14 protein-coding genes are annotated in these 16,254 nt (G+C 37.2%); 13 read left to right on the top strand and 1 reads right to left on the bottom strand.

The window, feature by feature from the left end; all coding sequences use genetic code 11:
• Nucleotides 1-71 precede the first annotated feature (71 nt).
• From polX to uvrC, 10 genes are all read left to right on the top strand, one after another.
• The gene (gene polX / locus KI338_RS11960; RefSeq protein WP_212921226.1) at nt 72-1,790 is read left to right on the top strand and encodes a DNA polymerase/3'-5' exonuclease PolX; all 1,719 of its coding nucleotides are present in this window, start codon (nt 72-74) and stop codon (nt 1,788-1,790) included.
• 39 nt (nt 1,791-1,829) lie between these two features.
• The gene (locus KI338_RS11955) at nt 1,830-4,169 is read left to right on the top strand and encodes an endonuclease MutS2 (RefSeq protein WP_212921225.1); all 2,340 of its coding nucleotides are present in this window, start codon (nt 1,830-1,832) and stop codon (nt 4,167-4,169) included.
• Nucleotides 4,170-4,197: 28 nt separating this feature from the next.
• Complete coding sequence (locus tag KI338_RS11950) at nt 4,198-4,605, top strand: DUF350 domain-containing protein (RefSeq protein ID WP_212921224.1); 408 nt, start codon at nt 4,198-4,200, stop codon at nt 4,603-4,605.
• A 223-nt stretch (nt 4,606-4,828) separates the two neighbouring features.
• Nucleotides 4,829-6,529: a long-chain-fatty-acid--CoA ligase gene (locus KI338_RS11945; RefSeq protein ID WP_212921223.1), complete on the top strand. Its 1,701-nt coding sequence runs from the start codon at nt 4,829-4,831 to the stop codon at nt 6,527-6,529.
• Between the two features lie 129 nt (nt 6,530-6,658).
• The gene (gene fadR, locus KI338_RS11940; protein WP_212921222.1) at nt 6,659-7,243 is read left to right on the top strand and encodes a fatty acid metabolism transcriptional regulator FadR; all 585 of its coding nucleotides are present in this window, start codon (nt 6,659-6,661) and stop codon (nt 7,241-7,243) included.
• A 49-nt stretch (nt 7,244-7,292) separates the two neighbouring features.
• Entirely contained in the window at nt 7,293-8,066 is a 774-nt protein-coding gene (locus KI338_RS11935) for an enoyl-CoA hydratase (RefSeq protein ID WP_212921221.1), read from the top strand.
• A 33-nt stretch (nt 8,067-8,099) separates the two neighbouring features.
• Nucleotides 8,100-8,873: an electron transfer flavoprotein subunit beta/FixA family protein gene (locus KI338_RS11930; RefSeq protein WP_212921220.1), complete on the top strand. Its 774-nt coding sequence runs from the start codon at nt 8,100-8,102 to the stop codon at nt 8,871-8,873.
• Between the two features lie 27 nt (nt 8,874-8,900).
• Nucleotides 8,901-9,878, top strand: coding sequence for an electron transfer flavoprotein subunit alpha/FixB family protein (locus tag KI338_RS11925; protein WP_212921219.1), 978 nt, complete (start codon nt 8,901-8,903; stop codon nt 9,876-9,878).
• 173 nt (nt 9,879-10,051) lie between these two features.
• Nucleotides 10,052-10,366: a thioredoxin gene (gene trxA, locus KI338_RS11920; RefSeq protein ID WP_212921218.1), complete on the top strand. Its 315-nt coding sequence runs from the start codon at nt 10,052-10,054 to the stop codon at nt 10,364-10,366.
• Between the two features lie 86 nt (nt 10,367-10,452).
• Nucleotides 10,453-12,237: an excinuclease ABC subunit UvrC gene (uvrC, locus tag KI338_RS11915; RefSeq protein ID WP_212921217.1), complete on the top strand. Its 1,785-nt coding sequence runs from the start codon at nt 10,453-10,455 to the stop codon at nt 12,235-12,237.
• A 76-nt stretch (nt 12,238-12,313) separates the two neighbouring features.
• On the opposite strand, the gene KI338_RS11910 is transcribed toward uvrC, so the two are convergent.
• Nucleotides 12,314-12,751: a YslB family protein gene (locus KI338_RS11910; RefSeq protein ID WP_212921216.1), complete on the bottom strand. Its 438-nt coding sequence runs from the start codon at nt 12,749-12,751 to the stop codon at nt 12,314-12,316.
• Between the two features lie 264 nt (nt 12,752-13,015).
• Between KI338_RS11910 and KI338_RS11905 the strand changes: the two genes are divergently transcribed.
• From KI338_RS11905 to sdhB, 3 genes are read left to right on the top strand one after another with little or no spacing between them, the layout of a single operon-like run.
• Nucleotides 13,016-13,636: a succinate dehydrogenase cytochrome b558 subunit gene (locus tag KI338_RS11905; RefSeq protein WP_212921215.1), complete on the top strand. Its 621-nt coding sequence runs from the start codon at nt 13,016-13,018 to the stop codon at nt 13,634-13,636.
• Nucleotides 13,637-13,664: 28 nt separating this feature from the next.
• Nucleotides 13,665-15,416: a succinate dehydrogenase flavoprotein subunit gene (sdhA, locus tag KI338_RS11900; RefSeq protein ID WP_212921214.1), complete on the top strand. Its 1,752-nt coding sequence runs from the start codon at nt 13,665-13,667 to the stop codon at nt 15,414-15,416.
• A 35-nt stretch (nt 15,417-15,451) separates the two neighbouring features.
• Nucleotides 15,452-16,216 carry a succinate dehydrogenase iron-sulfur subunit gene (gene sdhB, locus KI338_RS11895; protein ID WP_212921213.1) on the top strand — a complete coding sequence of 255 codons (765 nt, stop codon included), beginning with the start codon at nt 15,452-15,454 and terminating at the stop codon, nt 16,214-16,216.
• The last annotated feature ends 38 nt before the right edge of the window (nt 16,217-16,254 follow it).

The raw sequence follows: 16,254 nt of genomic DNA, 5'->3' as shown, positions 1-16,254 counted from the left end.
ATTGTATGCTCTGTACAATTAGACTATATCCTATATGAATTAGCCATTATTTTTAAGTAGGTGATGAAGTTATGTCTGTTAATAAAAAAGATGTTATCAAATTATTAGAGAAAATAGCAATATATTTAGAACTAAAAGGCGAGAATCCATTTAAAATTTCTGCGTTCAGAAGAGCCGCTCAAGCACTAGAAAGAGATGAACGGTCTTTAACCGATATAGCGGATTTTACAACGATAAAAGGCATTGGGAAAGGAACAAGTACGGTAATACTAGAGTATGTACAGAACGGAGAATCTGCAACGTTAAAAGACCTTCAAAAAGAAGTACCACAGGGACTAGTGCCATTACTCAATGTACCTGGACTAGGTGGTAAAAAGCTCGCGAAGCTATATCAAGAACTGAACGTAGTTGATGCAGATAGCTTAAGGAGGGCAATTGAATCAGGGCAAGTGGAGAGCTTAGCAGGGTTTGGAAAAAAATCTGCTGAAAAGATATTAGTAGCTTTGCAAGAAGTTGGTAAGCGACCAGAACGTATTCCTATTGCGGATATGTTACCGCTTGCTGAGCGCATAGAAGAATACCTGCATACAATACCTGAAATCATTCGCTTTTCAAGAGCCGGTTCTCTCAGAAGAATGAGGGAGACTATTAAGGATTTGGATTTTATTATTTCCACTGATCATGTTGAAAAAGTTAAAGCAGCCATCGTCCAAATTCCTGGACTTAAGGATATTATTGCTCATGGTGATACAAAGGTATCTATTACAATTGATGATGTCTATGATATTAATGTTGATTTTAGACTTGTCTCTGACAATGAATTTGTAACAACTCTACATCATTTTACTGGTTCTAAAGACCATAATGTTGCAATGAGACAATTGGCTAAATCTCTCGGTGAAAAAATTAATGAATACGGAATTGAAGTGGAAGAAACAAATGAGATCTTAACTTTCCAATCGGAGAAGGACTTTTTTCAGCACTTTGGACTAAACTATATTCCGCCTGAAATTAGAGAAGATAATGGTGAAATAAGTGCTTTTAGGGAACAGATTAAACTTGTTGAATTAGATGATATCCGTGGGGATTTGCATATGCATACGACCTGGAGTGACGGTGCTCAGACACTGGAGGAAATGGTTAATCAAGCAAGAAGTATTGGTTATGACTATATCGCAATCACTGATCACTCTAAACATTTACGAGTAGCCAATGGATTAGATGAGGATCGCCTTCGTAGCCAGCGAGAAGAAATTATGAAATTAAATGAAAAATATTCGGATATCCATATTTTTGCTGGTGTAGAAATGGATATTCTTCCAGATGGTACACTTGATTTTTCAAATGATTTTCTTAAGGAAATGGACTATGTCATTGGGGCGATTCATTCTAGCTTTAGTCAGACAGAAGAGCAGATAATGAAACGATTGTATACAGCATTAGAAAATCCATATGTTTCATTAATTGCCCATCCAATCGGGCGATTAATCGGCAGAAGACCTGGTTACAAGGTAAATATGGAAAAACTACTTGAACGAGCAAAAGAGACTAATACCGCATTAGAAATTAATGCCAATCCGAACCGATTTGATATTTCCGCTGAATGGGCTAAGCTAGCTCAAGAAGCAGGGGTGAATATAGCGATTAATACAGATGCACATAGCTATCAAATGCTCGAGCATATGAAATATGGCATTGGAGTAGCTAGAAAAGGATGGCTCCGAAAAGAAACGATTCTAAATACATGGACAAAGGAGAAACTTATAGCGTATTTTAATCGTAGTAAGTAATTTAGAAGAAATAAACAACATGGTTAAAGGAGCAAGTACATGAACGAGCGAATATTACGAGTGTTAGAATTTAAAAAAATAATCGAGCGATTAAGTAATCATGCAGCAACTAGCTTGGGAAAAGACCTTGCTGCCCGATTGAAGCCATCCACAAATATAGAAGAGGTAAATCAGCTCCAAGCTGAAACCGATGAAGCGGCAAATGTATTGCGATTAAATGCACAAGTTCCATTAGGGGGAATTTCTGATATCCGTGCAAGTATTAAACGGAGTGTTATCGGTGGGGTATTAAGTACTTCAGAATGCCTCGATATAGCGAACACAATATACGGCGGACGTCAGGCAAAAGAGTTTATCGAGGGACTTGAAGAGGAAGTCCCTATTCTAAAAGAGACGGTTGAAGGAATTACAGCCCTACGCAATTTAGAAATGAAAATCAAAAGCTGTATAGATGATCACGGAAATGTAATGGATAGTGCTTCTGAAAAACTAAGAGGTATTCGTTCGTCGATTCGAACAAATGAAAGCAGAGTCCGAGAAAAGCTAGAAAGCTATACAAGAATGAAAAGTAATATGCTGTCTGATGCGATTATAACGATTCGAAATGATCGTTATGTATTACCAGTTAAACATGAGTATCGCGGAGCAGTAGGTGGAATTGTACATGATCAATCTGCCTCCGGTCAAACCTTGTTTATGGAACCAAAAGTAGTAGTCGATTTAAATAACCAATTACAAGAATTGCATGCAAAGGAGAAACAAGAAATTGATCGGATATTAAAGGAACTTAGCCAAAGTATTGCGGCTGAAGAGGTTTTTTTAATGGAGAATGTTATTCGATTAGCCAAAATTGATTATATGTTTGCCAGAGCAAATCTAGGTCGCGAGATGAAGGCATCAAGACCAAAAATGAATGATCAAGGATATATTAAGATGCAGCAAGCTCGTCATCCATTAATTGCAATAGATGAAGTAGTAGCAAATGATATTGAAATTGGTAAAGATTTCACCTCTATTGTGATAACGGGACCTAATACTGGTGGAAAGACAGTAACCTTAAAAATGGTTGGTCTGTGTATACTTATGGCACAATCTGGTCTACAAGTGCCTGCACTAGATGGTTGTGAGTTAGCAGTATTTACGCATGTCTTTGCTGATATTGGTGATGAGCAGTCCATTGAACAAAACTTGAGTACATTTTCCTCTCATATGACGAATATTGTTGATATTTTAAAGCAGGTGGATGATCATACGCTTGTGTTGTTTGATGAATTAGGTGCTGGAACGGATCCACAGGAGGGTGCAGCGCTTGCAATGTCAATATTAGATGAAGTAATTTCTAGAAATGCTCGTGTCATCGCTACAACTCACTATCCTGAATTAAAGGCATATGGCTATAACCGGGAAAACGTGATCAATGCATCGATGGAATTCGATGTTGAAACACTTCAACCAACCTACAGATTATTAATTGGTGTACCTGGAAGAAGTAATGCATTTGAAATTTCCAAACGGCTTGGACTAGAAGATACAATTATTGAAAGAGCAAAAAGCCTTATTGGAGTTGATTCTAAGAGTGTAGAAAACATGATTGCTTCCCTTGAAACGTCAAAGCTTCAGGCTGAAAGAGAATATGAAGAGGCGCATAGGGTCTTATTAGAAAGTGAAAAACTCCGAAATCAAATTCAAGAGGAATGGCAGGAGTTCGAGCGTAAGCGTGAATTATTATATAAGAAGGCAGAGGAAAAAGCAGAAAAAGCTTTAAATAAGGCACGTGAGGAAGCTGAAATTATTGTCGGAGAAATTCGTAAGATGAAGACTGATGCCCAGCTGAAGGAGCATGAATGGATAGAAGCGAGAAAAATGTTAGAAGAGGCACAACCTAAGCTTTCTACTAAGCAAGTAAAAGAAGTTAAACAGGATGTAACAAAAGCAGAATTACAACCTGGTGATGAAATTAAACTATTAACAGTAAATCAAAATGGTACAGTTCTAGAAAAGGTTAATGACAATGAATATTTAGTTCAAGTAGGTATTATGAAGGTAAAGGTAAAACGAAATGACATACATTTGGTCGGCAAGCCTAAAAAGACCTATGAAAAACCTTTAACAACTGTAAAAGGATCTAACTATCATGTACCATTAGAGTTGGATCTGCGTGGCGAACGTTTTGAAGATGCTTTACTCAAATTGGAGAAATATATTGATGATGCTGTATTGGCAGGATATCCGAAAGCTTTTATCATACATGGTAAAGGTACTGGTGCACTTCGGAAGGGTGTACAGGAGTATGTGAAAAAGCACCCAAGTATTTCCTCTTCTCGTCCTGGTGATGCAGGAGAAGGTGGTAGTGGTGTGACTGTTATTGAATTTCGATAAGTTGGAATTAGAGGGGGAGGGTACGTAGATGAACGGATTTTGGGAGAATGTACTAGTAGATACTGCGGCACGATACAGTGTTGTTATTCTATGCACAATAGTTTTTTTAGCTATTTTTGAATTAGTTACTTCGTATAAAAACTGGGAAGAGATTAGAAAAGGAAATCTTGCGGTAGCAATGGCCACTGGTGGGAAAATATTCGGGATTGCTACCATATTCCGTTACTCTATTGAACATAATGATACGTTATTAATTAGTATTGCATGGGGAACGGTAGGGTTTGTACTACTTTTATTAGGGTATTTTATCTTTGAGTTTTTGACACCAACAATGAAAATTGATGAAGAGATTGGCAAAGGAAATAAAGCTGTTGGACTAATTTCTATGATAATTTCAATTGGTTTATCGTTTATAATTGGGGCAAGTATCATCTAATTTATGTGAGGGAGAGTCAGATGGAAACTTTAGCAAAGATATGTATTGGTGTAGCAGTAGTTTTCGTAATAGTAGGTGTTATCTACCTTACATTTGATATTGATTTCAGTATATTTTAATGCGAGAAATCAAATAATTTTAACAATAAAGGAAAATAAGAATTCAAAAAATATTAATAAGTCGGTATAATAGGATATAAGTATACTAAAAAGGAGGTATTCTAATGGTTGAAGAAAGAAGATGGCATCAGCATTATCCTAAGGAAATACCGACTTCTCTACATTATGATGAGAAGCCATTACATCATTTTTTAGAAGATACTGCATTAAGGTACAAAGAAAAGAAAGCGCTTTATTTTATGGGAAAAGAATTAACTTATGAGGAGCTGTGTCAGTCTGCGAAGAAGTTTGCAAATTATTTACAAGGCTTGGGTGTAGTAAAGGGAGACCGAGTTGCTATCATGTTACCAAATAGTCCACAGGCTGTCATAGGCTATTATGGTGCATTGATGGCTGGAGCGGTTGTTGTGCAAACTAATCCACTTTACACCGAAAGAGAACTAGAATATCAAATGAAGGATTCTGGTTCGAGGGTAATTGTTTGCCTGGACATTCTTGTTCCAAGGGTAACTAGTGTGAAAGGTAACACGTCTCTAGAACACATGATTGTTACAGGGATAAAGGATTATTTACCGTTTCCGAAAAACCTTATTTACCCATTTATTCAAAAAAAGCAATACAATATGGTTGTGAAAGTAGAAGAGTCTAGCAATACACATTTATGGACATCCATTATGGCGAAAGCGGAAGCAGCTTATCAAAAGGTAGCGGTTGATCCAGTAGAGGATATTGCCTTATTACAATACACAGGTGGAACGACAGGCTTTCCTAAAGGCGTTATTCTAACTCACCGTAATTTAGTAGCCAATGCAAAGATGTGTGAAGCATGGATTTACAAAATGAAAAAGGGTGAAGAAGTAGTACTCGGTGTATTACCTTTCTTCCATGTCTATGGTATGACCGCAGTCATGAACATTTCTATCTTTAACGGGGCAAAAATGATCCTCCTACCAAAGTTTAATGCGGGAGAAGTCCTAAAAACCATTCATAAGTTGAAGCCAACCTTGTTTCCTGGAGCGCCGACAATATACATCGGATTGTTAAACCATCCAGATTTACAAAAATATGATCTCTCCTCTGTTCAAGCTTGTATTAGTGGATCGGCTCCACTCCCAGTAGAGGTTCAAGAGAAATTTGAAAAAGTGACAAGTGGTCGACTCGTTGAAGGATATGGGTTAACCGAATCATCTCCAGTAACACATGCTAATCTAGTCTACGGAAATCGAATAAGTGGTAGTATTGGAATACCATGGCCAGATACAGATGCTAAAATCTTAAACATGGAGACCTATGAAGATGAGGTCAAAGCTGGTGAAGTTGGAGAATTAGCAGTAAAAGGTCCACAGGTGATGAAGGGTTATTGGAACAAGCCAGAGGATACAGAAAATACGTTGAAGGACGGTTGGTTATTAACAGGTGATTTAGGATACATGGATGAGAATGGTTATTTCTATATTGTAGACCGTAAAAAGGATATGATTATTGCGGGTGGTTACAATATTTATCCGCGTGAGGTAGAAGAGGTTTTATATGAACATGAAGCCGTTTTAGAAGCAGTAGTGGCCGGTGTTCCCGATCCATACAGAGGTGAAACGGTGAAGGCGTATGTCGTGATAAAAGAAGGGTATGCCGTAACGGAAGAGGAATTAAATGCATATTGTCGTGAAAACCTTGCTGCATATAAGGTACCAAGAATTTATGATTTTCGTGATGAGTTACCAAAAACAGCCGTAGGAAAAATCCTGAGAAGGCAATTAATTGATGAAGAGAAAAGTAAATATAAGACAGAGTCACCTACTTCTTAAACAAAAATCTCTTTTCCTTCCCAAAAGTACATGCCTAGTTATTGACAGATTAGGTATATCATTTTACAATATAAAATGAATGATGATTCATTCATTTGTCAGCATGGTTAAGTGTGAAGGAGAAAGAAAATGAAGAAAAATAAACCTAAATATAATTTAATTATAGATGCAGCAGTAGATGTTATAGCAGAAAATGGCTACCATGGATCACAGGTGTCAAAGATAGCTAAGAAAGCTGGTGTAGCAGATGGGACCATCTATTTGTACTTTAAAAATAAAGAAGACATTCTTGTTTCCGTATTTGAAGAAAAGATGGGCCAATTTATTGAACAAATTGCTTCTGCAACAAGTCAAAGAGAAACTGCAAGTGATAAGCTGTTAACGCTTATCCAAATGCATTTTAGACAGCTTGCAGCTAATCATCACTTAGCAATCGTGACACAGTTGGAGCTTAGACAATCGAATCTAACATTAAGACATCAAATCAATAGTATTTTAAAGCCGTACCTAGATGTTATTGATGGCATTATCAAAGAAGGAATTGAGCAAAAAATTTTCCGGAATGATATGAATAAACAATTAATGAGACAAATGATATTCGGTACGCTTGATGAGACTGTGACAAACTGGGTAATGAATGAGGAAAAATATGATCTAGTTGGTCTTGCTCCTGCTGTTCATGATTTACTTACAAAAGGTATTATGGTTAGATAGAATTACATAGTTTTATAAAAAGAATTGATTTTCGAGAAGAGGTGTAAACTTGGGAACAATTTTGTATGAATTGCATCAGCATGTGGCGACTCTAACTATCCAGAGCCCACCTGCTAATGCATTATCTAGCAATCTATTAAAAGCGCTTTCAGAAAGGCTGGATGAGATTCAACGCGAGGAAAAAGTAAAAGCAATTGTCTTAAAGGGAGAGGGAAGATTTTTTTCTGCAGGAGCAGATATAAAAGAATTTACATCCCTTCAGGAAGCTTCTGATTACCAATCCCTTTCAGAATTTGGTCAGCAAATATTTGATCGAATAGAGAATCTCTCCATTCCTGTTATTGCGGCCATTCATGGTGCTGCACTTGGTGGTGGATTGGAACTTGCAATGGCTTGTCATATTCGTATAGCTACCGAAAACGCAAAATTAGGGCTACCAGAGCTTACTCTTGGTATAATCCCAGGTTTTGCTGGAACACAAAGATTGCCACAACTAGTTGGAACACCGAAAGCTTATGAGATGATATTAACTGGTGAGCCGATTTCTGCGAAAGAAGCATATCAATTAGGACTGGTTAATCAAATTACGAGTGAGGAAGAGGTTTTTGATGTTGCTTTTTCAGTCGCAAGTAAAATTGCAGCTAAAAGCAAGCCAACCATTAATCGTATTATGCAATTAGTTTCGTATGCGAAAAATGATAATTTTGCAATTGGGGTAAAAGCAGAAGCCAAGGCATTTGGTGAAATCTTTGGTTCTGAGGATGCTAAAGAAGGGGTCCAAGCTTTCATTGAAAAGAGAAAGCCTAATTTTATCGATAGATAATCAGCTTAATAGTTTACTAGAGGAGGAAGTCAAATGAACATTTACGTATTATTAAAGAAAACATTTGATACAGAAGAAAAAATTTCTGTTTCAAACGGTCGTATAGAGGATGATGGTGCTGAGTTTATCATCAATCCTTATGACGAATATGCGGTAGAGGAAGCGATTAAACAGCGTGATGAGCACGGTGGAGAAGTAACTGTCGTAACAGTAGGGGATGAAGATTCAGAAAAGCAATTACGCACAGCTTTAGCAATGGGTGCTGATAAGGCTGTATTAATAAATACAGAAGATGATCTTGAAGACGGAGATCAATATACAACAGTTAAAATATTGGAAGCGTTTTTTGAAGATAAAGATGTAGATTTAATTCTTGCTGGAAATGTTGCCATTGACGAAGCAAGTGGGCAAGTAGGTCCACGTTTAGCAGAACGCTTAGGTTTTTCTTATGTAACAACGATTACAAGCCTAGCAATTGATGGTAATACAGCAAAAATTGATAAAGACGTAGAAGGTGATGTCGAGAAAGTAGAAACAACATTACCATTACTTGTCACTTGTCAGCAAGGACTAAATGAGCCAAGATATCCATCTTTACCTGGAATTATGAAGGCGAAGAAAAAGCCATTGGATGAATTAGAAATCGATGATCTTGATTTAGATGAAGACGAGTTAGAGCCAAAAACAAAAACAATTGATATTTTCTTACCTCCACAAAAAGAGGCTGGAAGAGTGCTTAATGGAGAGTTAGAGGATCAAGTGAAGGAACTTGTTTCGCTGCTTAGAAATGAAGCGAAAGTACTTTAATTTGGATGACAGAAGGGAGAAATACTCATGAGCGAAAAAATACTAGTTATTGGTGAATCTAGAGATGGCGTCCTTCGTAATGTTACTTTTGAAGCGATTGCTGCAGCGAAAAAAATTAATGCTGATGCAGAAGTTGTCGGCGTAATTTGTGGAAGTGAAAACTTAAACGACCTAGCCCAAGAAATGATTTACTATGGAGCGGATCGCATCGTTACTGTAAAAAACGAAAAATTAACTTCTTATACTTCGGAAGGTTATGGTCAAGCTGTACTTGCTGTGATCGAAGATGAAAACCCTTACGGTATTATAATGGGGCATACTGCAGTAGGAAAAGATTTAACTCCAAAAATTGCAAGTAAATTAGAGGTTGGTTTGATTTCAGATGCTGTTGATATTCATGTTGATGGTGGTCAAACTGTATTTACAAGACCTATCTATTCTGGAAAAGCCTTTGAAAAGAAGGTAATTACAGATGGGTTATTGTTTGCAACAATTCGCCCAAACAACATACCGGCATTGGATCGTGATGAATCCCGTTCGGGAAATGTGGAAGAGAAGTCTGTTGAAATCTCTGATTTGCGTACAGTTATTAAAGCGGTATTACGAAAAGCATCTGAGGGTGTAGATTTATCAGAAGCAAAAGTAGTAGTAGCTGGGGGACGAGGAGTTAAAAGTGCAGATGGGTTCAAGCCATTATATGAATTAGCAGAAGTATTAGGAGGAGCAGTGGGGGCATCTCGTGGAGCATGTGATGCAGATTACTGTGATTACTCGCTACAAATAGGTCAGACTGGTAAAGTTGTAACGCCAGATCTTTATATAGCTGTTGGAATCTCTGGTGCTATTCAACATTTAGCCGGGATGTCTAATTCAAAGGTAATTGTAGCAATTAATAAAGACCCAGAAGCAAATATTTTTAATGTTGCTGATTACGGAATCGTTGGTGACTTATTTGAAGTAGTTCCAATGCTAACAGAAGAAATTAAGAAGTTAAAGGGCAATTAATAGTAAGAAATGGTTATCAAGAGGGTTATCACTCTCCTGATAACCTTTTTTTACCTATAGAAGTGCCATAGCTTCTTACGGATAATTATGCTTAAGATAAGCAAACTGTTAGTAAGGTTTTTCTAATAATGGTATACTCATGTTGAAATGAAGTAAGTAGAGGAGGAAAATCGATGGCAATTAAAAACGTTACTGATCAAAACTTTGCAAGTGAAACTGCTGAAGGTTTGGTCCTAGTAGATTTTTGGGCACCTTGGTGTGGTCCTTGTAAAATGATTGCTCCAGTTCTTGAAGAAATTGATGGCGAAATGTCTGATAAAGTTCAAATCGTTAAGCTTGATGTTGACGATAATCAAGAAACAGCAAGCAAATTTGGCGTAATGAGTATTCCAACATTATTATTATTTAAAGATGGTAATGTTGTTGATCAAGTAATTGGTTTCCAACCAAAAGAAGCTCTTGTTGAACTAATCAATAAGCACGCTTAATGATAAATGGAAAAGATAAAATCCCTTGTTACACAGTGACAGGGGATTATTTCTAATTGCACGCTTTTAGTGAGGAATGAAATTCTATGAACCAGAATATTCAAGAGAAATTAGCCGTCTTGCCTGCCAAGCCAGGGTGCTACTTAATGAAAGATCGACATGGCACTATAATTTATGTTGGTAAATCAAAGCTTTTAAAAAATAGAGTCCGCTCTTACTTCACTGGTGCTCATGATCAAAAAACACAACGACTTGTTCAAGAAATAGAAGATTTTGAGTATATTATTACCTCTTCAGAAATTGAAGCACTCATTTTAGAAATGAATCTTATAAAGAAGTATGACCCAAAATATAATGTCATGTTGAAGGATGATAAATCCTACCCATATTTGAAGATTACTTCAGAAAGACATCCCCGGTTATTAATTACGAGAAAGATAAAGAAAGACAAGGGAAAATATTTTGGACCCTATCCCAATGTAATAGCAGCACGTGAAACAAAAAAACTGCTAGATCGACTATATCCACTTCGAAAATGCAATAATCCGCCGGGTAGGCCATGTTTATACTACCATATGAATCAATGCTTAGCTTGTGGTGACAAACCTCCTTCAGAGGCGGAATATAAAGAAATTGTTCAAAATGTAACCTCGTTCTTACAAGGTGGGTATAAAGAAATTAAAAAGCAACTCACCGAAAAAATGCTTGAAGCAAGTGAACAATTGAATTTTGAACGAGCGAAAGAGCTTAGAGACCAGATTCAGCATATTGAAGTAGTTATGGAACAACAAAAGATGACCTTAAATGATACGATGGACCGGGATGTCTTTGGTTTTAGTTATGACAAAGGCTGGATGTGTATCCAAGTATTCTTTATTCGTCAAGGCAAATTAATTGAGCGCGATGTTTCTGTATTTCCTTTTTTTGATGAAGCAGAAGATACCTTTTTGAGTTATATAGGTCGATTTTATCTTCATCAGGCTCATCCAAAGCCTAAACAAATATTAGTCCCAATAGGTACTGAAACGACTCTTCTAGAAAAACTATTGGAAATTGAAGTCCATACGCCTTATCGCGGTAAGAAAAAGGAATTAGTAGAATTAGCGATGGAAAATGCTAAAGCCTCGTTAACGGAAAAGTTTTCAATTATCGAACGGGATGAGGAACGAACCGTCCTTGCGGTGGAGAAATTAGGAGAAATTTTGAATATAGAAATTCCACATCGCATCGAAGCGTTTGATAACTCTAATATTCAAGGAACTGATCCAGTCTCAGCTATGGTAGTATTCGTTGATGGGAAGCCTAGTAAAAAGGACTATCGTAAATATAAAATTAAAGATGTTAAAGGCCCAGATGATTATGAAACAATGCGTGAGGTAATCAGAAGAAGGTATACACGGGTCTTGAAGGAAGCTCTACCCTTACCAGATTTAATTATTGTAGATGGTGGGAAGGGACAAATGAATGCTGCACTTGATGTGTTGGAAAATGAACTTGGTTTAGATATCCCACTCTGTGGATTAGCTAAAGATGACAAGCATCGAACGAGCGAATTACTATATGGAACACCACCAAGTGTTGTCGAGCTATCAAGGCAGTCACAGGAGTTTTATTTGATTCAGCGTATTCAAGATGAAGTTCATCGCTTTGCTATTACTTTTCATAGGCAGCTTCGAGGGAAAAATTTAATTCAATCGGCATTAGACACTATTCCTGGTGTTGGGGAAAAGCGAAAAAAGCTATTATTGAAGCATTTTAAATCGGTTAATGAAATACGTCAGGCCCCAATTGAAGAGATAACGAGATTAGGAATACCCCATAATATTGCCGAACAAATTTTAACTGAATTAAATAAGGAAAATGAAAAATAAGGAGCTGGATAGGTACTGCACCCCAAAAGTAAGAGTAAAAAACCTAACTTTTGGGGGTCACTACCATAACAGGCCCTTATTCTGTAAATACAACCCTGAATTCTATTTGATGAATCTTAGTTCGAACATCTTCAACACATTCACATTCGATTCCTTTAATAGTGGAAATAGCTTCTGCTAAAAAACCAGCCTCTAAACGAAATTCTGTTGAAACTGGCATAGAAAGCCGTTGTACGACCGCATCTGCCATTAAATGAAATTCAAGTTCTTTTCGCTTCTCTTTAAATAATTCTAGTCGTCCCCATCCTACCTTTTCAAAAAAGTAATATATGTCACTTAAGGATTGTATATCAAATTTTCTCGCTAAATTCCTACCCATAAAATATAGTAGTGCCTCAGCTTCTGAACCGAATACATCTGGAAGACATACATAACGCAATAAATCATATCCAGCCCCTGTTGATTGGATCTCATCCACTAATGAGATAGGAATTTTTTCTTGTTTTTTCTGCATAGCCCGTTCCCTTCCTGTATGAAAAGTCACCTAGTAACATGATAAGTATATTGCTATTATCCATGCAATTTACTATAAACGCAAGGAACATTTACAGAATGAAAGCGATTTAAATTATACGGGTTTATTAAATACCTTTCCTTGACGCTTAGAGAAGATAGAAGTACAATAAACATGTTATAATTCCATGTTTCTTCCAAAAAACATGTCTTTTTTTGTGAGGAACGAAGGACTAATCATCAGAAGAATTAAGGGGGGTATCACATGGCGGAACATAGGGAGTATTTTTACAGAAGGCTGCACTCATTACTAGGGGTAGTACCTATTGGACTTTTCTTAATTTTGCACTTGGTAGTTAACCATTTTGCGGTATATGGTGAAGAAAGCTTTAATCAGGCGATCGATTTTATGGAAAGCCTTCCATTTTTACTGCTACTTGAAATTTTTGTAATTTATTTACCAATCCTTTTCCATGCAATATTAGGGGTTTACATTGTGTTTATCGCAAAAAACAATGTAAGAAGATTCGGATTTTTCCGTAACTGGATGTTTTATTTACAGCGTATTACTGGAATAATTACCTTAGTATTTCTTGCATGGCATGTATTTGAAACCCGTGTGCAAATTGCTCTTGGTAATGTAGATTTAAACTACAGTTTAATGCAAGGAATTCTTGATAATCCAGCAATGTTTTGGTTCTATGTAATCGGTGTAGTGTCTGCCGTATTCCATTTTTCAAATGGTTTATGGGGCTTCTTGGTTTCTTGGGGCATTGCACAATCTCCAAGATCACAAAAAATTGTTACATATTTTACATTAATTGTCTTTTTACTAGTTAGCTATATTGGTATTAGATCGTTAATTGCATTCGCATATGGAGTGTAAGTTTTAAGAGAGGGAGTGAGTTTTCATTATGAATAATCGTAAAATCGCTGTAGTAGGCGGAGGCTTAGCTGGTTTGATGGCAACCATTAAAGCTGCTGAAGCTGGGGTAAGTGTAGACTTATTTTCAGTTGTACCAGTAAAACGTTCTCACTCTGTTTGTGCCCAAGGTGGTATTAATGGTGCTGTAAATACAAAAGGAGAAGGGGATTCTCCTTGGATTCACTTTGATGATACAGTGTACGGTGGAGACTTTTTAGCAAATCAACCACCAGTAAAAGCAATGTGTGAAGCTGCACCAGGAATTATCAATATGCTAGATCGTATGGGAGTAATGTTTAACCGTACTCCAGAAGGCTTACTTGATTTCCGTCGTTTTGGTGGTACACAACATCACCGCACAGCATTTGCTGGGGCTACAACAGGTCAACAATTACTCTATGCTTTAGATGAACAGGTTCGTCGGTATGAGGTAGAGGGATTGGTTACAAAATATGAAGGCTGGGAATTCTTAGGAGCCGTAATCGATGATGAAGGTGTTGGTCGTGGGATTATAGCTCAAAACATGAAATCTCATGAAATCAAATCATTCCCTTCAGATGCTACGATAATGGCAACAGGTGGCCCTGGTATTATCTTTGGTAAATCAACGAACTCCATGATTAATACGGGTTCTGCTGCAAGTATTTTATACCAACAGGGTGCTAAATATGCAAATGGAGAATTTATTCAGATCCATCCTACAGCAATTCCAGGTGATGATAAGCTTCGTTTAATGAGTGAATCAGCTCGTGGTGAAGGTGGTCGTATTTGGACATATAAAGATGGAGAACCATGGTATTTCTTAGAGGAAAAATATCCTGCATATGGAAACCTTGTTCCTAGGGACATTGCAACACGTGAAATTTTTGATGTCTGTGTAAATCAAAAGCTCGGAATCAATGGCGAGAACATGGTTTACCTAGACTTATCACATAAGGATCCACATGAGCTTGATGTTAAGCTTGGTGGTATTATTGAAATCTATGAAAAATTCGTCGGAGAAGATCCACGTAAGGTTCCAATGAAAATTTTCCCAGCAGTTCACTATTCAATGGGTGGATTATGGGTTGATTATAATCAAATGACTAGTATTCCGGGTATTTTTGCCGCTGGAGAATGTGATTATTCACAGCATGGTGCTAACCGTTTAGGAGCAAACTCTTTACTTTCTGCTATTTATGGTGGAATGGTTGCTGGTCCTAAGGCGATTGAATATGTGGAGGGCTTATCCAAGCATGTTCAAGATTTGGATTCTAGTTTATTTGAAAATCGTGTAAAAGAAGAAGAAGAGAAATTCGAAGCTCTATTAAAGATGGAAGGAAGCGAAAATGCTTATCAAATTCATCATGAGCTTGGCGAATGGATGACCGCTAATGTTACAGTAGTTCGTGAAAATGCTAAACTACTAAAAACCGACGAGAAAATTCAAGAGTTACTGCAACGTTGGGACAATATTAATATTAACGACACCTCTCGCTGGAATAACCAAGGTGTAATGTTCACTCGTCAGCTGAAAAATATGCTTCAACTAGCACGTGTTATTACTATTGGTGCTTATAATCGTAACGAGAGTCGTGGAGCACATTATAAACCAGAATTCCCTAAACGGAATGATGCAGAGTGGTTAAAAACTACGATTGCACAATATGATGCTGAACAAAACGCTCCAGTATTCTCCTATGAAGAAATTGATGTATCGTTAATTCCGCCACGTGAACGTGACTACACGAAAAAACACTAAGACGGGAAAACAAAAAGCGAAGGGGGTAATCAGAAATGGCTGAACAAAATACGGTTACATTTATTATTACGCGTCAAGATAGTCCAGATTCTGCTCCATATCAAGAAACATTTAATGTTCCATATCGTAAAAATATGAATGTTATTTCTGGCTTAATGGAAATTCGTAAAAATCCCGTTAATGCAAAAGGGGAAAAGACTACACCAGTTGTATGGGACATGAACTGCTTAGAAGAGGTATGTGGTGCTTGTTCTATGGTAATCAATGGTGTGCCAAGACAATCTTGTGCGGCACTAGTAGATGAATTAGAACAACCAATTCGTCTTGAACCAATGTCTACATTCCCGGTAGTTCGTGATTTACTAATTGACCGTGAGCGTATGTTTGATGCACTTAAACAGGTAAAAGCATGGATTCCAATTGATGGTACTTATGATCTTGGACCTGGACCACGTATGCCTGAGAAAAAACGTCAATGGGCATATGAATTATCAAAATGTATGACCTGTGGAGTTTGTTTAGAAGCTTGTCCGAATGTGAATGATAAATCAAACTTTATTGGACCTGCTGCAATTTCACAAGCTCGTTTATTCAATGCGCATCCAACAGGTGAAATGAATGCAAGTGAAAGATTAGAAGGATTAATGGAGGAAGGCGGACTTGTAGGTTGTGGTAACGCACAAAACTGTGTTCAAGTTTGTCCAAAAGGTATTCCATTAACAACCTCACTTGCAGCTATGAACCGTGCAGCTGCTATTCAATCATTTAAAAACTTCTTTGGTAGCGATAACGCACACTAAGTAGAATATAAACAACCAGACCCTTACCTCATACCAAG

The organism is Ornithinibacillus bavariensis, assembly GCF_018333235.1.
GTDB lineage: Bacteria > Bacillota > Bacilli > Bacillales > Amphibacillaceae > Ornithinibacillus > Ornithinibacillus bavariensis.
This window is presented reverse-complemented; position numbering and strand designations above follow the sequence as displayed.